Raw genomic sequence first — 16,768 nt, 5'->3', positions numbered from 1 at the left:
CAACGGCGTTCGCCTACGCGGGCTCATGGTCCCCCCTGCAAAGCGGCTTCAATCACGGCCCGCCCTATCGGCGCGGCGAGCGCACCCCCCGTCGCGGAGAGGCGGTCGCCCCCGTTCTCGACCAGCACCGCGACGGCCACCTTCGGCGCATTCGCCGGTGCGAAGGCGATGTACCACGCGTGCGGTGGCGTGTGACGAGGGTCGGTGCCGTGCTCTGCGGTACCAGTCTTGGATGCGATCTGCACGCCGGGGATGGCCCCTTTCTGCTGTGCGGATTTCTCGGCGCCGATCATCAGCTCTGTTAGCTTAGCGGCGACCTGCGGTGACACTGCGCGGCGCTGCTGCGTGGGGGCTGTTGTGCTGATATTCGACAGGTCGGGACCCTTGAGGCTGTCGATGAGATAGGGCCGCATGACAACCCCGCCGTTTGCGATCGTCGCCGCCACCTGAGCGTTCTGCAGCGGCGTCACGGCGACGTCCTTCTGCCCGATGCTCGACATGCCCAACGCGGCGGTGTCGGGGATAGGCCCGATGGTCGACTCAGCGACCTGCAGCGGGATCGGGTTGGGGTTGGTGTCGAACCCGAACGCCTGCGCCATGCTGCGCAGAGCGTCGGGACCGAGGCGCATGCCGAGCTGGACAAACGAGGTGTTGCACGACCTGCTGAAGGCTTCGGTCAGAGTCACGGTTGGTCCCGAACCGCACGGTTGGCCGCCGTAGTTCTCCAACGTGGCGGTGCTGTTGGGCAGCGGAATCTTGGCCGCGGCCGTCAATTGCTCGTTCTCGGTGAGACCCGCAGCAAGTGCGGCTGCGGTGGTGATCACCTTGAACGTGGATCCGGGCGGATAGGTCTCGGAGATCGCGCGGTTCGTCAACGGCGAGTTGGGGTTGTCGCGCAACTCCTGCCATGCCTGCGCTTGCACTTCCGCGTTGTGCGAGGCCAGCAGGTTGGGATCGTAGGACGGCGCGGACACCAGCGCCAGGATCTTGCCCGTCGACGGTTCCAGCGCGACGACCGATCCCTTGCATGGGCCGCCGCATCCTTGCTCCATGGCGTCCCACGCGACTTGCTGAATGCGCGGGTTGATCGTGGTGTCGACATTGCCGCCGCGCGGGTCGCGGCCGGTGAAGAAGTCGGCCAGGCGACGGCCGAACAATCGTTGATCGGAGCCGTTCAGTAGCAGGTCTTCGGCACGTTCGAGGCCGGCGCTGGAATAGCGCAACGAGTAGAAACCGGTCACCGGCGCGAACACCGCGGGGTTGGGGTAAACCCGCAGGAACCGGAATCGGCTGTCGGTGGACACCGAGTAGGCGAGCAACTGTCCGGCCGCGGTGATCTGGCCCCGCTGGCGGGAGTACTCGTCGAGCAGTACCCGCTGGTTGCGGGGATCGGCGCGCAAGCCGTCGGCGGTGAAGACCTGCGTCATCGTGGCGTTGAGCAGCAGCAGGACGATCAACGCCATCACGGCCACCGAGATCCGGCGCAAAGAGGCGTTCATACCTTCTCGATCACCTCGGTGCGTGCCGCCGCAATGGGCGACTTCTTACGGGGGCGCGTGCGTATGGGCTGGCGGGCGGCGTGCGAGATGCGCGCCAGAATGGCCAGCAGCACGTAGTTGGCCAGCAGCGACGATCCCCCGTAGGACATCCACGGCGTCGTCAATCCGGTCAGCGGGATCAGCTGGGTCACACCGCCGACCACGATGAACAGCTGAATGGCCAACGTCGACGCCAGACCCGCGGCCAGCAGCTTGCCAAAGGTGTCCCGAGTGGCGATCGCGGTGCGCATACCGCGGACGATCACGATGGTGTAGAGCATGAGAATGGCTGACAGGCCCACCAAGCCAAGCTCCTCGCCGAATGCGGCGATGATGAAGTCGGTCGACGCGGCCGGCACGGTGTCAGGTTGACCGTTGCCCAGGCCGGTACCGAAGATCCCCCCGGTGGCGAAGCTGAACAACGCCTGCACCATCTGGAACCCGCTGCCGTCGGGATCGGCGAAGGGGTCCAGCCAGTTCTGTACGCGGACCCGTACATGGCCGAACAAGAAATAGGCGACCACGCTTCCGCCGGCGAACAACAGCAGCCCGATCACAACCCAGCTGAAACGCTGGGTGGCCAGGTAGACGACCACCAGGAACGACGCGTAGAACAGCAGCGAGGTGCCGAGGTCCTTCTCAAAGACCATCACCCCCACCGAAACCACCCAAGCCGTCAGCAGCGGCGCCAGGTCGCGCGGGCGGGGCAGGGTCAGGCCCATCACGTGTTTGCCAACGCTGGTGAACAGCCCGCGTTTGGCCACCAACACGGCACAGAAGAAGATCAGCAGCAGAATCTTGGCGAACTCGGCAGGCTGGATCGAGAAGCCGGGCAGCCGAATCCAGATCTTGGCGCCGTTCTGCTCGGACAGACTCGCCGGGAGCAGGCCTGGTATCGCAAGCAGAACGAGACCGGTGAGGCCGCAGATGTAGCCGTAGCGCGCCAGCTGGCGGTGGTCCTTGAGCAGGGTCACCACCAGGGCAAAGGCTGTGACCCCGACCAACGTCCACAGCATCTGTTGGTTGGCGCTGGGGTGGTCGTGGTGGCCGCCCTGGCGGTCGGTGAGATCCAGGCGGTGGATCATCACCAAGCCAAGCCCGTTGAGCAGAGCGACCACCGGCAATAGCAGCGGATCGGTGAACGGGGCGAACCGCCGGATGGCCAGATGCGCGAAGCCGAACAACGTCAGGAATGCCAGACCGTAGCTGGCCAGGTCCCAGTGCACACCGCGTTCCTGGTTGACCTCCACGATCAGCAGGGCGGCGATGGTGATGACGGCGGCGAAGCACAACAACAGCAGTTCGGCGTTCCGCCGCGTAGGCAGCGGCGGCGTCACCGCTACAGGCGCCGGGAGCTGCGTCGTCATGCCGCCGCCCGGCAATCAATGCCCGGCTGCGGTGGAACTGTTGTCGGTGCGACCTCGGTAGACACACTCGGTGCCGCCGTCTCAGAAGGCGACTCCGTGGTGGTGCCGGTGGGCGGCGTGGTGGTGCCGCTCGGGGCCGTGCTGGGGGTTGTGGACGGAGCCGTGTTCGGGGTCGTGGTGGCAGGGGATGGCTCGGTGGTGGTTGCGCCCGACACCGGCGGAAGCGTCTGGGTGGGCTCCGGCGTTCCCCGGCTATGGGTGGACGGCGCCTGATCGGGCGGCGCTGTGGCATGCCCCGGGCACAGCGGCAGGGCCTTGTTCGCCAGTTCGCGCAGGGTGTTCCTCGCGGCATCCAGGTCGGCGGCCGGAATACCGTTCTTGAGCTGTTCTCGATCTGAGCCGCGAAGATCCTTCGGCGTCAGCGGACGACACTCGGGATGATCCCCGAGCTGGTCGAAGGCAACGTCGGAGAACTGATTCTGGTCGTTGAGGCAGCCGACCAGCACCGCCTTTTGCAGGGGCAAGCCCTGTATCCCCTGAATCACGGCGACCTTGCCGTCGCGTTCGGCGACGTAGTAATTGCCCTGGATCACCAGTTGGGCGATGAACAAGCCCACCAGTATCGCGAGCACGACGAGTGTGGCGACCAGCGCCATCCGCCGGCGGGACCAGCGGGTGGAGCGGCCGACCGTTTCGACCTCGGCGGGCGGAGCACGCTTCGGCGATTCTTTGCGGGCGCTGATGGCAGAAGCACGGCCGGCGGCGGTGTTCGGCAGCGTCAACTCTTCTTCGTCACCGCTTACTGCACCCGCCAGGATGGGCTGCGTCTGGCCGTATTCGTCGTCGACGACGTCGGCGACCACCACGGTGACGTTGTCCGGGCCGCCGCCACGGAGCGCCAATTCGATCAAGCGGTAAGCACTTTCGGCTACATCGGGGATCTGCAGCGCCTCGGCGATGGTTTCGTTGCTGACGGGGTCGGACAAGCCGTCCGAGCACAGCAGGTACCGATCGCCGACCCGCGCCTCGCGAATCGTCAAGGCGGGTTCGACCTCGTGGCCGGTCAGTGCCTTCATGATCAGCGAGCGTTGGGGGTGGCTGTGAGCCTCCTCCGGAGTGATCCGATTCTCGTCGACCAGGGTTTGGACGAAGGTGTCGTCCTTGGTGATCTGGGTGAGCTCGCCATCGCGGAACAGGTAGCCGCGCGAGTCACCGATGTGGGCGAGTCCCAGCTGCGTACCCGCGAACAAGATCGCGGTCAGCGTGGTCCCCATGCCCTCCAGCTCGGGTTCCTGTTCGACCTGCGCCGCGATCGCCGAATTCCCGGCGCGTACCGCCGCTTCGAGCTTGCCCAGCAGGTCGCCACCGGGGTCGTCGTAGTCCAGCGGAGCCAGCGCCGCGATGACAAGTTGGGACGCGACCTCGCCGGCGGCGTGGCCGCCCATGCCGTCCGCCAGCGCCAACAACCGGCCGCCCGCGTACACGGAGTCTTCGTTGTTGGCACGTACCAGGCCGCGATCGCTGCGGGCCGCATACCGCAGTACCAGTGTCACGGGCGCAACTCGATTGCCGTCTTGCCGATTCGAACCGGCGTTCCCAGTGGAACTCGTACCGCAGTGGTCACCTTCGCCCTGTCAAGGTAAGTGCCGTTGGTCGATCCTAGATCTTCGACATACCATTCCGAACCGCGCTGCGAAAGTCGGGCATGTCGAGTCGACGCGTAGTCGTCGGTCAACACCAGGGTGGAGTCGTCAGCTCGTCCGATCAGCACCGGCTGCCCACTCAATGTGATGCGAGCGCCTGTCAGCGCCCCCTCGGTCACGACAAGATAGCGCGCCACGTCGCGGCGTTGACGCGACAGCAGGTGTCCGCCGCGCAACGTGAGTCCGCGGCGGACCATCACCGCACCGGTCGGGGCGTAGATATCGGTCCGCAGGATGCGCAGCACCGACCAGATGAAAAGCCACAACAACATTAGAAATCCGGCACGCGACAGTTGCAGTACCAACCCCTGCATCTGGCGTCCTTTCCGTCCTGAACCTGCTCACCCCAGCAAAGTCACGATACTTGGGCGACAGCCGACGCGGATCGAGGCTCGGCAGCTTTGAGCGCACCGGTTCAGTGGATGCGGACGATGATCTCGGAATGACCCAGCCGGATGACATCTCCGTCAGCCAAATCCCACTCTTGCACCGGTGAGTTGTTGACCGTGGTGCCGTTGGTGGAGTTCAGGTCCGACAGCAGCGCGACCTGCCCGTCCCAACGGATCTCCAGGTGGCGGCGTGAGACGCCGGTGTCCGGCAACCGGAACTGGGCGTCCTGGCCGCGGCCGATGATGTTGGAGCCGTCGCGCAGCTGATAGGTCCGGCCACTGCCGTCGTCGAGCTGCAGGGTGACCGTCTTGGTCGGCGACCCGTAGCCGCCGGGCCCGTAACCGCCGTACCCGCCGCTTGGGGCGTACTCAGTGGGCGGCTGACCGTAGTCCGGGGGCGGCTGGCTGTAGTCCGGGGTCTGCTGACCGTAGTCGTACTCGCTGCGCCCACCTACCTCGCCGTACCCACCGGCCGGCGGGGCGTAGCCCGCGTTCGACGCGTCGGCGTACTGGGTGTAGTCGCCCGCGCCGCCGCCGTAGTCCTGCCGGCCGTAGCCCGCGCCGCCTTGCTGGTAGCCCTGGTCGTAGCCACCCTGCTCGTAGCCGCCGCCCTGCTCATAACCGCCGGCCTGCTCATAACCGCCACCTTGGTCGTAGCCGCCACCCTGGTCGGGGTAGGACTGCCGTTGCGGTTCGGCCGGCGGCGCCGGCGGGTAGCCGCCCTCGTCCTGGCGCCCGGGTTCGCGGCCGTAATCGCCGTAACCGCCGTAGCCGGGCTGTCCACCGCCGGCGGGTTGGCCGTAGCCCCCGCCTTGCTGGTAGCCCTGGTCGTAGTTCTGGCCGTAGCCGCCAGGCGGACCGGCGGGCGCGGGTGGACGCGGCTCGTAGGACTGCTGCGGATAGCCACCCTGCTGGCCCCAGCCACCCTCTTGGTAGCCGCCTTGCTGGCCCCCCTGCGGGCCGTAGCCGCCCTGCTGGCCCCAGCCACCCTGGTCTTGGTAGCCGCCCTGCTGGCCGTAACCGCCGCCCTGCTGGCCGTATCCGCCTTGGTCTTGGTAGCCGCCCTGCTGCCCCGGGTAGCCGCCCTGGTCGGGCCGCGGCGGCTGGTAGCTCTGCTGAGGCGGGTAGCCGCCAGGTTCCGGCGGATACCCGCCGGGACCACCCTGCTGGCCGCGGGGGTCGTCCTGCGGACGACTGTAGCGGTCGTCGTAGTATTCGTCGGGCCGCCCCTGCCCCTGCCCGCGGTAGCTGGGATTGTCAGTCATTGGTCGTACTCCTGGTTCTGCGCCGAACGCGTGATTTGATTGTGGCTGGGCGGAATCGCTGGGCGTCGGGCGGGGCTCGACGTCGGGGTTGACAGCCCCGCGGGCGCGGAGCTGGCCGGTGTGCAGGTTCGTGGACTGCTCGAACCGGACGACCACATCACCATACGTTTGCCACCCCTGTTCGTAGATATAGTCCGCCAAGTACCGAGCAAAAGCGCTCGACGTGAGATCCGGGTCGGATCCCAATTTCTCAAAGTCGTGCCTACTGAGGGTAATGATGTATTCGTTGGGCGCCAAAAGGCGATTTCCCTGCAGCGACTGGACGCCGTCGGACGCTTCGCGCCGCAGCAGGGCTTCGACTTCCTGCGGCACGATCGATCCGCCGAACATCCGGGCAAACGCATCCCCCACGGTCGCCTCGAGTTTGCGCTCGATGCGCTGAACGAGCCCTTTCTGGCTACCCATTCTTCAGCGCTCGCCCCACTTGTCCTGAATATTTTCCGCCCCGTTTGGCAAACGACTCGACGAATGTCGTGTCAATAGCCATGCTATCGGGACTTCGTCGAGCAGCGTCACCGTGAGAATCCTGAGAATTGCTCCCAGACGGTGGTAAAGGCGGAGGCCGAGGCGCGGCGCCACCAGACAGCCACTAGAGTGATATGGTCCTTCGGTTGTTTCGGGCGAGTGGCGGAATGGCAGACGCGCTGGCTTCAGGTGCCAGTGTCCTTCGGGACGTGGGGGTTCAAGTCCCCCTTCGCCCACGTGTGAGCAGTTCCACGAACTGCGACGCAGAAGGTCACGAACCAGAAATGGTTCGTGACCTTTGTGTTTGTGGGGGTGTTTGGGCGGCGGGACGCGCTGGCGGTGGCTCGGGGAGGTGAGCCCGGAGGTCCCCGAAGAGGAATCCCGGGAGGTTGTGGCGTCAGCCTCTGAGCAGGTTTCCGCCGGCGCTGCCGAGTGCGCCGATGGCTATCTGCGCGGCGGCTGTCCGCAGTCCCAGTGCGATCTGCCGGAGTTTCCCGCGCTCCTCAGGAGTCCGGGTTCCGTCCTCACCCGCTGCTTCGAGCGCGGTGACGAGTCGTTCCAGAAGGTTTTCCGCTGTGGGCCACTGGCCGGCGACGCGCAGGGCCGCGCCGGTTGGTTTCCCAACCCAGAGGATGTCGCCGTTGCCGGTTTCCCGGCCGTCGGAGAAGAACGGCTCGGTGCTCAGGGCTCGGAGGGCACGTTGAGTCGTGTCGGTGTCGAAGCCGGCCTCGGCTGCAATGTCGTCGATGTCCATGGGGTCGCCGTCGCGTTCAAACACAGCGATGGCAGCTCTGAGGACCGGAAGGTCGCGCTCAAGCCAGGTATCTCTCATGCGCGCAGTATTGACGCACCCACCGACAAGACCGGGCAGGAACGGGAACGACGCTTGCGGGGATGGGTGAGAATCGGAACCCGACCACTGGAAGTCTCACGATGGGGGCAGGTAGTTGAGCAAGCTGGGCAACTTCGTCTGGGGTATCGCCGACCAGCTCCGGGGCGTCTACAAGCCGCACCAGTACGGCGGGGTGATCCTGCCGTTCACAATCCTGCGTCGGCTGGACTGCATCCTGGAACCCACCCGTAACGACGTCCGGGCGCTGGCCGCCAAGTACAGCGGCGGAGCCCTCGACGTCCAGGTGAAGCGTAAGACCGGACTGAGCTTCTACAACACCAGCGCCTTCAACTTCGCCCGCCTGCTGGAGGATCCCGAAGGCCTGCGGGCGAACCTGATGGACTACATCACCGGGTTCTCGGCCAACATCGACGTCTTCGAGCGGTTCAAGTTCGAAAACGAACTCGCGACCTTGGATGAGAAGAACCGTCTGTACCTGGTGACGTCGGCGTTCGCCGAAGTGGATCTGCACCCCGACACGGTGCCCAATGCCGAGATGGGCGACCTGTTCGAGTACCTGATCTACAAGTTCGCCGAGGCCTCCAACGAGGAGGCCGGTGAGCACTACACCCCCCGCGATGCCATTCGGCTCATGGTGGACCTGCTGTTCGCGGAGGAGAACGAGGCCCTGCTCGAACCGGGGACCGTCCGCACCATCTACGACCCCACCGCCGGCACCGGCGGCATGCTCTCGGTCGCCGAGGAACGCCTGCTGGAACGTAACCCGGATGCACGACTGCGGCTCTACGGCCAGGAGATCAACGACCAGTCCTACGCCATCTGCAAATCCGACATGCTGGCCAAAGGCCAAGACCCTGGCAACATCCGCCTCGGCGACACCCTGGCCGATGACCAGTTCTGGGACCGCACCTTCGACTTCTGCATGTCCAACCCGCCCTACGGCGTGGACTGGAAGGCCTCTAAGGAGGCAGTCGAGAAGGAAGCGCTCGCCCAGGGGTCGAGGTTCTCCCACGGCCTGCCGTCGGTCAGCGACGGTCAGATGCTGTTCCTGTGCCACCTCGCGCACAAGATGCGCCCCGCCCACGAGGGTGGCGGCCGGGCCGGCATCGTGTTGAACGGCTCCCCCTTGTTCAGCGGCGCTGCCGAGTCCGGACCGTCGAGGATCCGCCAGTGGCTGCTGGAGTCGGATCTGGTGGAGGCAATCATCGCATTGCCGACCAACATGTTCTTCAACACCGGCATCGCCACCTACATCTGGATCCTGGACAACACCAAACGCCCCGACCGTGTCGGCAAGATCCAGTTGATCGACGCCACTTCGTTCTGGACGAAGATCCGCAAGAACCTCGGCTCCAAGAACCGCGAAATCGACGACGACGCTCGCGACAAGATCCTCGCCCTCTACGACGCATTCGACGAAGCCGACCCCGACTACTCGAAAGTGTTCACCGCCAACGACTTCGGCTACTGGACTATCACCGTCGAACGCCCACTGCTCGATGACGACGGTGACCCGATCACTGACCGCAAAGGCAATCCCAAACCAGACCCGAAGAAACGCGACACCGAAAACGTTCCGTTCACCTACGGTGCAAACACCGACGGTGACAGTGGGCGCGCCGCGACGATCAAGGCATACCTCGAAACTGAAATACTGCCCCACGCACCTGACGCCTGGATCGATGAGAACAAAACCAAGGTGGGGTACGAGATTCCCTTCACCCGCCACTTCTACAAGTACGTCCCACCTCGCCCCCTCGCCGAAATCGACGCCGACCTCGAAAAGCAGGTCGCCAGAATCCAGGAACTGCTTCGGGAGGTAGAGAGATGATGGGGGTTGATCGATACCCTGCGTACACGAAGCACAATCGCATTACCTTCGCCGAATTGCCTGCCCACTGGGCTGTAGTTCGTGGACGCCACGTGGTTCGCATTCAGACGGGGAGTGGCGACACAATAAATGCCGTACCTGGAGGCAAGTATCCGTTTTATGTTAGATCAGATGAGCCCTTGCGCTCCGATGAATGGGAATTTGATACGACTGCCGTTCTTACGGCAGGGGATGGCGCGGGGGTAGCCAAGGTATTTCACCTCGTATCTGGTCGTTTTATGGCGCACCAGAGGGTCTACGTACTAGACGAATTCGAACGCGTCTCGCCGAAGTTTTTCTATTATGCATTCAGCAGCATGTTCTGGCGGATGGCACTCGACGGAAGTGCGAGATCCACCGTGGACTCTGTTCGTCGCCCGATGATCGCAGACATGCCCTTTCCAGTTCCTCCTGCGGAAGAGCAGAGTGCGATCGTTTACTTCCTCGATCGTGAAACAGCCCGGATAGACACGCTCATCGCAGAACAGAGGCGCCTGGTCGAGGGTTTACTCGAACGCCGACAAGCTGTGATCAGCCAATGCGTTTTCGGGTTGGGTGTGTCCGAGACGGAAGGGGTCAGTCAACGGCAACTACGGACAATCGGAAGACATGAAGCGGTGGAGCCGCTGATGGAGCGTTGTCCTGCCGACTGGGAGATAGTGCGCTTTAAGGTCGCAGTTCAGAGGCTCGATGTCCGCAACGCAGATCTTTCGTTGCCGATGATGTCACTGACCTCATCCGGCCATCTTGTTCCCCGCACAAGTGGCCGCCAAGAACCTGATAAAAAAAACCTACCGCGATACTTGGCGGTTCGGCCTGGTGACCTCGTCGTCAATCCGATGTGGTTGATCGGAGGAGCTGTCGGCGTTTCGGAAGTCGACGGCGCGGTCAGTCCAGACTACCGAGTCTTCCGTTCTAGGGGAGTGCATAGTCCGAGATACCTACACCACCTTCTCCGGTCTCGTCCATACATTGATCAGTACCTCCTCTATACGCGCGCCCACACTACTTTTGATCGCCGTGTGCAGCAGAATGACTTGGACAACTTGCCACTGCCGGTGCCACCCATAGAAATCCAAGAGAACATCGCTAGTCAGATTGACCAACAAATATCAAGAATCGATGTTTTGATTGCCGAGTCGGAGCGATTCATCGAGTTGGCGCAGGAACGTCGCGCGGCGTTAATCAACGCGACAGTGACAGGTCAGATCGATGTGCGGGAAGTGGCCTGAAGCATGTCTCAGCACAACGAGATCGAGTTCGAGAAGGAGCTGGCTGAGTATCTGGCGGCGCATGGATGGTTGTATTCGCCCAACGATGCCGGTTACGACAAGGAACGGGCATTGTTCCCTGACGATGTGCTGGGTTGGCTGGTGGACACGCAGCCGGAGCAGTTGGCCAAGGTCGTCAAACCGGGCTATGGGGATGAGGACAAGCAGCGGTCGCAACTGCTGGATCGGGTCGTCAAAGTCCTTGACACCCCGTTGGACAACGGTGGCGGGACGCTGAATGTTCTGCGGAAGGGGTTCTCGCATCTGGCGGCGAAGTTCCAGATGTGTGTGTTCAAGCCCGAAACGACGCTGAACGAGAAACGCAACGCCGACTACGCCGCGGTGCGGGTGCGGGTGATGCGACAGGTCCACTTCTCCACCGCCGACCAGCGATCGGTGGACCTGGTGTTCTTCGTCAACGGCCTACCGGTGGCCACCGCCGAGCTCAAGACCGACTTCACCCAGACCGTCGCCGACGCGATCACCCAATACAAGACCTCCCGGCTGCCCAAGGACCCCGACACCGGATTGCGGCAGCCGCTGTTCGAATCCGGCGCCCGGGCGTTGGTGCATTTCGCAGTGTCCAACGACGAAGTCTGGATGACCACCAAACTCGCCGGCGACCAGACCCACTTCCTGCCGTTCAACCGCGGCACCGAAGACGGCGGCGCCGGCAACCCCATCAACCCCAACGGATCCAAGACCGCATACCTGTGGGAGCGGGTCCTGCAGCGCGACGCCTGGCTGAACATCCTCGGCCGGCTCATGTACATCAAGCACGAATCCTCCACGGACCCGATCACCGGCAAGACCACCCGCTCAGCCTCGCTGCGATTCCCCCGCTTCCACCAGTGGGAGGCGGTCACCAACCTCACCGAAGCCGTCACCGCCGAAGGTGTCGGAAAGCGTTACCTGATCCAGCATTCCGCCGGCTCGGGCAAGACGGACTCCATCGCCTGGACCGCCCACCGCATGGCCCGGCTGCAGGTCGCCAACAAGAAGGTCTTCGACTCGGTCATCGTCGTCACCGACCGCAACGTCCTCGACGCCCAACTGCAGGACGCCATCAAACAGATCGACAACGACCAGGGCATCGTCGTCGCCATCGACCGCGCCGAGGCCGCCAAGACCGGCGGCTCGAAATCAGGAATGCTGGCCAAGGCGCTCACCGACGGCAAGCTCATCATCGTCGTCACCATCCAGACCTTCCCCTTCGCGATGGAGGAGATCCGCCGCAACAAGGGCCTTAAAGGCAAGACCTTCGCCGTCATCGCCGACGAAGCCCACTCGTCACAGTCCGGCCAGGTCGCCGGCAAGCTCAAAGCGGTGCTCACCTCCGAGGAACTCAAAGAGATCGAAGAGGGCAAGGAGATCGACATCGAGGCCGTGCTGGCCGCAGAGGCCAGCGAGCGCGCCGAATCGGCCAACATCTCCTACTTCGCGTTCACCGCGACACCGAAAGCCAAGACCCTGGAGCTGTTCGGCCGCCGGCCCGCCGACGGTGAGCCGCCCATGCCGTTCCACGTCTACACCATGAAGCAGGCCATCGAAGAGGGTTACATCCTCGACGTCCTCACCGGCTACCACTCCTTCAAACTGGCGTTCCAGGTCGGCCAGAACGCCGGTGAGGTCAAGGAGGTGGATCAGGCCCAGGCCACCAAAGAGGTGATGCGCTGGGTCAAACTCAACCCCCAGACCATCGCGCAGAAGTCCGCCATCATCGTCGAGCACTTCCGCGCCAACGTCGCACATCTGCTGGACGGGCACGCCAAGGCCATGGTCGTCACCGACTCCCGCAAGGCCGCCGTCCGCTACAAACGCGCGATTGACGACTACGTAGCCAAGAAGGGCTACGGCTACGGCACCCTGGTCGCGTTCTCCGGCACCGTGCACGACCCCGAGATCGGGCCGGAGGACTTCACCGAGGCGAGCATGAATCCCGGGGTGCACGATTTGCGCACCGCGTTCCGCGGCGACGAGTACAAGGTGATGATCGTCGCCAACAAGTTCCAGACCGGCTTCGACCAGCCGCTGCTGTGCGCGATGTACGTCGACCGCATTCTCTCCGGAGTGACTGCGGTGCAGACACTCTCACGGCTGAATCGCACCTACCGCACCCCCTCGGGTATCCAGAAGACCGCGGCGATGACCCAGGTGGTCGACTTCGTCAACGAACCCGAACTCATCCGCAAGGCGTTCGAGCCGTACTACACCGACGCGTTCCTGGAGACCGAGACCGACCCCAACCTGGTGCACGACCTGTCGGCCAAGCTCGACACCGCCGGCATCTACACGACGGCCGAGATAGACCAGTGCGCCGAGGCGATCGTGAAGAACAAGGGCCACAACGCCCTCAAAGCAGCGATCGACCCCGCACACAAACGCTTCGCCGAGCGCTACCAGGCTGCCCTGATCGACAACGGCGGCGAGGGCGACAAAGCCGCACTCGCCGAACTGGACATGTTCCGCAAGGACGCCGGAACCTTCGTCCGCCTCTACGACTTCATGTCGCAGATCATCAACTACGGCGACCCGGAGCTGGAGAAGAAGCAGCTGTTCCTGCGCCACCTCGAACGGGTCATCCAGCCCGACAACTACACCGCCCCCATCGACCTGTCCGATGTCGTCTTGAAGAACGTGAAGCAGATCGACCGCGGCAAGATCGACATCGGCCTCGGCGTGCGCGTCGGCCTGAAGGGCGCCACCGCAGCCGGTTCCGGCGAGAAGCGCGACCCGAAGATGGTCGCCTTCCAACAGGTGCTTGATCGGCTCAACGACCTGTTCGGCTCCCAGGACTTCACCGAGTCCCAGAAGGTTTCGTTCCTCGAATCCCTGCTTCAGACACTGCTCGACGACCAGGCCCTCGTCCAGCAGGCAAAAGTCAACTCCATCAAGCAGTTCATCGAGTCCCCCGACTTCGACGACGCCGTCACCGGAGCCGTCGCCGACAACCAGGGTGCACACCAGAAGATGAGCGACTACTTCTTCTCCAACGCTCCTGGCCGGGAGTACCTGATCTCCGACATAGCGAAGTGGTTCCATCAAGTGGTTGTTGACCAGTCTGAGAAGGCGGGTCTGGCTTGAGAAACCCGCACCCAGCGCTCAGCGCCATCTTCGACGAGACAAAGTACCCGCAGAGGCTGGACTTCGACCGCGACTCCCTGGGGACGGAGCACACCACGAGCTTGTCGCTGGCCAGAGCACTAGCGGTCGGGTGCCTCAGCCGCCTGAACCAGAGCCTTGAGTCCATTGGTATTTGGGACCCCGCAGCAGGCTCAGGGTTCGCGGGGTTCATGCTGGTCGATGCACTCCAATCAGCCGGAACACATGTCCGATATCGCGGTCAAGAGATCAGCCAGGAAGCCGCGGGAAAAGCTCAGCAACGCTTTGAACCAGTTCCGGACGCTGTAATCGCGAACGGTGACACCCTTGTGCACGACGAGTTCGCCGGGCTACCAGCGGACCTCGTCATCGTGGATGCCCCCTGGGGAATGGATTGGAGGAGCTCAACAACAGGCATAGAACGTCGTCGAGAGTCAGGCGAGTACCGGTTCGGGTTGCCGCGGACTAACGACAGTACTTGGCTGTTCATTTCATTGGCGTTGGAGAAGCTGAGGCCCACCATGGACGGAGGAGGGCGCGTCGCGGCTCTTGTCGCCCCCGGTTCACTGAGGGTCGGCGGTGCCACTGGCGCGTTGCGCCAAGCGATCGTGAGCGCAGGACTGCTTGAGTCCGTTACACGTCTGCCTGACGGTTTAGCCCCGGACTCCTCAATCGCCCTGTATCTTCTCACCTTCACAAACAGTCCTGAAGCGCATGCTCGAGGAAGGGTCTCGATAGCGGACCTGCGAACTCAGTTCACGACTAGGCACAGTCGTCGTGTCATTCCTGCTAACGCCTTGCTGGAGCTCGAATCCGGACTTCGAACGAGAAGATCTGGCCCCCGCAACCGAACCATCAACGTCGAACACCTAACCCGCACAGAAGCTCCCGTGTCCCGGATGTCCGCCGATGGCCGCCAGCTCTCCTGGCGTATCACGACGTATCGCAACGAACCGATCAACGAGGCGTTACTGGAATCTCGTTACGGTCCGGATTCCGGCGTCCACATCGATTCGGATCCGACGACTGTTGTTGACCTGGACCCGAGTCCGTTCTTCGAGGACGACACCCGAGACGTGTTGCTATCCATACAGGAACAGGGGTGGGCAAGTACACGTCTGAGCCGGCTCCTAGCGGCCCCACCCGCAGCGACAGTGAATGCGGAAGCTGACGCTGACGGTCATGTGTTCATTCCAACAACACGCGAAGGCAACGCCACTACGGAGCTCGCAGCCACGGGTTCCACTGGACGTGTGCTGTCGATCCAGCTTGAAACCGACATCCTGGAACCGGCATTCCTGGCTGCGTGGTTGAACTCAGAGCAGGGCATCGCGAGCAGTCGCCGGGCAATCGAAGCAAGCAGCTCGGGCACCATCGTGAAGGCGCTGAGGTCGGACTCCGGCTCGCTGATGCGCTGGGCGGACGAGCTCATCGTCCCTGTCCCGCAACGGGAGGTTCAGATTGCTCTCGCCTCAGCCGACGAGAGACTCAGCTCGTACCATGCTGAGCTGATGCGTCTACGTGAGAGCATCTGGGCGGAGCCGGAAAGCGCAGCAGATGTCGTGGACAGAATTGCGCATGCGTTTCAAGACTCACCGCTAGCCTGGCTGGACCAGTTGCCGTTTCCCGTTGCCTCTGCGCTTTGGACGGCGGAAACTGCAACTTCACCGGGTGACAAACAGCGCGCCTACCTCCACGCGTGGGAGGGTGTCGCCACCTTCCATGCGACTGTGCTGTTGTCGGTGATCCGTTGCGATCCTGCCAGAAGCAGCGAGATTGAGACAACCATCGCGCAGACCCTCCGAGATCATCACTTGAGCATCGAGCGGGCGTCGTTCGGTACCTGGGTTGTCATTGCGGAGAAGGCGTCGAAAGAACTCCGTGATTCACTCGAGAGCGAGGACCCCGACGACGTGGCCCGCATTCGCAAGTCGTTCGCCGGGCTGCGCCGGTCTGGCATCGAACGGCTGATATCAAAGGACGTCGTGAAGAAGCTCAGCGAGGTGAACCACAAACGAAATCGATGGAGCGGACACTCAGGCTACACATCACCCGACGAATGGCAGGCACAGGTCGCCTCACTGGAATCAGACCTCACTAGTCTTCGTCAGCTCCTCGGGAATGTGTGGACGGATCTCCTACTGGTTCGCGCGGGCAGCACTCGGCGCACGCAGGACGGGTACATCCAGACTGCAGAGGTCGCTGTCGGAAGCCGTTCTCCTTTCCGAACGCAAGAATTCAGAATTGGAGAACCGATGATCGACGGCGAGCTGTATCTCGTCCGAGATGGGGCACAGTCGCCGTTGCGTCTCGCACAGTTCGTGCAGCTACGTGCGGCTCCGCGTAATGCCCAGTACACGACATACTTCTATAACCGGACCGAAGGGCGCAGTGTCCGTATGGTCAGCTATCAGCACGGTCCGGAGAGCGAAGTGCAGGCCGACGCAGAGGGCTTTCGATCCGAGTTGGGAGCACTGGTCTAGCCACGATGATGAAACAGTCGAGTCCTCTGCACGAATTCGAACCAACGGCACTGGTTGAGGTTTGATAGTGCATGCGTACGTCCCGATGGCGTGTTCCCCGTAGGTGAGGCCGGCTGATCTGTACCCGTGTTGTTGGTCCACCGTTATGAGAGTCGAGGGCAGAGTGATCAGGAAGAGGTCACATGCCCCGTCAGTACTCATCATCGATACGCCGGCAAATCGTTTCCCGGCTACGTTCAGGCGAACCAGTGGCCGCTGTCGCCGAGGAGACCGGAATCTGCCAGGCCACATTGTTCCGCTGGAAACGTCAAGCGCTCATCGACGTTGATCACGCTCATCGAAATTCCTCAGGTGTGCCCGCTGAAAGTCCTCACCTGTGAGCAGGGCTCAGTGTAGTTGGTG

The 16,768-nt window shown here is 63.2% G+C and carries 11 protein-coding genes, 1 tRNA gene and 1 pseudogene; 7 read left to right on the top strand and 6 right to left on the bottom strand.

Annotated features, from left to right (window positions below):
* Nucleotides 1–23: 23 nt before the first annotated feature.
* The 5 genes from pbpA to BST27_RS07850 all read right to left on the bottom strand — a co-directional run bounded on the left by pbpA (nucleotide 24) and on the right by BST27_RS07850 (nucleotide 6,727).
* Nucleotides 24–1,499, bottom strand: a complete 1,476-nt coding sequence (gene pbpA, locus BST27_RS07870; RefSeq protein WP_069422161.1) for a D,D-transpeptidase PbpA — start codon at nucleotides 1,497–1,499, stop codon at nucleotides 24–26.
* The gene (locus BST27_RS07865; RefSeq protein WP_069422162.1) at nucleotides 1,496–2,905 is read right to left on the bottom strand and encodes an FtsW/RodA/SpoVE family cell cycle protein; all 1,410 of its coding nucleotides are present in this window, start codon (nucleotides 2,903–2,905) and stop codon (nucleotides 1,496–1,498) included. Before BST27_RS07865 ends, pbpA begins: the two co-directional genes overlap by 4 nt.
* Nucleotides 2,902–4,458 (bottom strand): PP2C family protein-serine/threonine phosphatase, encoded by a 1,557-nt coding sequence (locus BST27_RS07860; protein WP_069422163.1) that lies wholly within the window; start codon nucleotides 4,456–4,458, stop codon nucleotides 2,902–2,904. The genes BST27_RS07865 and BST27_RS07860 overlap by 4 nt, the downstream gene beginning before the upstream one ends.
* Nucleotides 4,455–4,922, bottom strand: a complete 468-nt coding sequence (locus tag BST27_RS07855) for an FHA domain-containing protein FhaB/FipA (protein WP_069422164.1) — start codon at nucleotides 4,920–4,922, stop codon at nucleotides 4,455–4,457. Before BST27_RS07855 ends, BST27_RS07860 begins: the two co-directional genes overlap by 4 nt.
* A 101-nt stretch (nucleotides 4,923–5,023) precedes the next feature.
* The gene (locus BST27_RS07850) at nucleotides 5,024–6,727 is read right to left on the bottom strand and encodes an FHA domain-containing protein (RefSeq protein ID WP_069422165.1); all 1,704 of its coding nucleotides are present in this window, start codon (nucleotides 6,725–6,727) and stop codon (nucleotides 5,024–5,026) included.
* Nucleotides 6,728–6,940: 213 nt separating this feature from the next.
* Between BST27_RS07850 and BST27_RS07845 the strand changes: the two genes are divergently transcribed.
* Nucleotides 6,941–7,023, top strand: a tRNA-Leu gene (locus BST27_RS07845).
* A 161-nt stretch (nucleotides 7,024–7,184) separates the two neighbouring features.
* On the opposite strand, the gene BST27_RS07840 is transcribed toward BST27_RS07845, so the two are convergent.
* A complete protein-coding gene (locus BST27_RS07840; RefSeq protein WP_069422166.1) occupies nucleotides 7,185–7,619 on the bottom strand; it encodes a hypothetical protein in 435 nt (144 codons plus the stop codon).
* A 115-nt stretch (nucleotides 7,620–7,734) separates the two neighbouring features.
* Between BST27_RS07840 and BST27_RS07835 the strand changes: the two genes are divergently transcribed.
* The 6 genes and pseudogenes from BST27_RS07835 to BST27_RS07815 all read left to right on the top strand — a co-directional run bounded on the left by BST27_RS07835 (nucleotide 7,735) and on the right by BST27_RS07815 (nucleotide 16,746).
* Complete coding sequence (locus BST27_RS07835) at nucleotides 7,735–9,471, top strand: type I restriction-modification system subunit M (RefSeq protein WP_069422167.1); 1,737 nt, start codon at nucleotides 7,735–7,737, stop codon at nucleotides 9,469–9,471.
* On the top strand, nucleotides 9,468–10,742 hold the full coding sequence (locus BST27_RS07830) for a restriction endonuclease subunit S (protein ID WP_079219751.1): 1,275 nt from the start codon (nucleotides 9,468–9,470) through the stop codon (nucleotides 10,740–10,742). The genes BST27_RS07835 and BST27_RS07830 overlap by 4 nt, the downstream gene beginning before the upstream one ends.
* A 3-nt stretch (nucleotides 10,743–10,745) precedes the next feature.
* A complete protein-coding gene (locus BST27_RS07825) occupies nucleotides 10,746–13,865 on the top strand; it encodes a type I restriction endonuclease subunit R (protein WP_069422169.1) in 3,120 nt (1,039 codons plus the stop codon).
* Nucleotides 13,862–14,641, top strand: a pseudogene (locus BST27_RS34975) (HsdM family class I SAM-dependent methyltransferase); the annotation flags it as partial. The gene BST27_RS07825 and the pseudogene BST27_RS34975, both read left to right, overlap by 4 nt.
* A gap of 141 nt (nucleotides 14,642–14,782) precedes the next feature.
* Complete coding sequence (locus tag BST27_RS33560) at nucleotides 14,783–16,366, top strand: restriction endonuclease subunit S domain-containing protein (RefSeq protein WP_232007446.1); 1,584 nt, start codon at nucleotides 14,783–14,785, stop codon at nucleotides 16,364–16,366.
* Between the two features lie 182 nt (nucleotides 16,367–16,548).
* Nucleotides 16,549–16,746, top strand: a complete 198-nt coding sequence (locus BST27_RS07815) for a transposase (protein WP_079219753.1) — start codon at nucleotides 16,549–16,551, stop codon at nucleotides 16,744–16,746.
* The last annotated feature ends 22 nt before the right edge of the window (nucleotides 16,747–16,768 follow it).

This window comes from Mycobacterium intermedium, assembly GCF_002086275.1.
GTDB lineage: Bacteria > Actinomycetota > Actinomycetes > Mycobacteriales > Mycobacteriaceae > Mycobacterium > Mycobacterium intermedium.
Note: the sequence above shows the minus strand (reverse complement) of the source record. Positions and strands in the feature narration are given on the sequence as shown.

Coding starts and splice junctions, on each gene's coding strand:
- BST27_RS07855 (WP_069422164.1), bottom strand. CDS start 4,922: ATGCAGGGGTTGGTACTGCAACTGTCGCGTGCCGGATTTCTAATGTTG.
- BST27_RS07850 (WP_069422165.1), bottom strand. CDS start 6,727: ATGGGTAGCCAGAAAGGGCTCGTTCAGCGCATCGAGCGCAAACTCGAG.
- pbpA (WP_069422161.1), bottom strand. CDS start 1,499: ATGAACGCCTCTTTGCGCCGGATCTCGGTGGCCGTGATGGCGTTGATC.
- BST27_RS07830 (WP_079219751.1), top strand. CDS start 9,468: ATGATGGGGGTTGATCGATACCCTGCGTACACGAAGCACAATCGCATT.
- BST27_RS33560 (WP_232007446.1), top strand. CDS start 14,783: ATGTCCGCCGATGGCCGCCAGCTCTCCTGGCGTATCACGACGTATCGC.
- BST27_RS07825 (WP_069422169.1), top strand. CDS start 10,746: ATGTCTCAGCACAACGAGATCGAGTTCGAGAAGGAGCTGGCTGAGTAT.
- BST27_RS07865 (WP_069422162.1), bottom strand. CDS start 2,905: ATGACGACGCAGCTCCCGGCGCCTGTAGCGGTGACGCCGCCGCTGCCT.
- BST27_RS07815 (WP_079219753.1), top strand. CDS start 16,549: ATGCCCCGTCAGTACTCATCATCGATACGCCGGCAAATCGTTTCCCGG.
- BST27_RS07840 (WP_069422166.1), bottom strand. CDS start 7,619: ATGAGAGATACCTGGCTTGAGCGCGACCTTCCGGTCCTCAGAGCTGCC.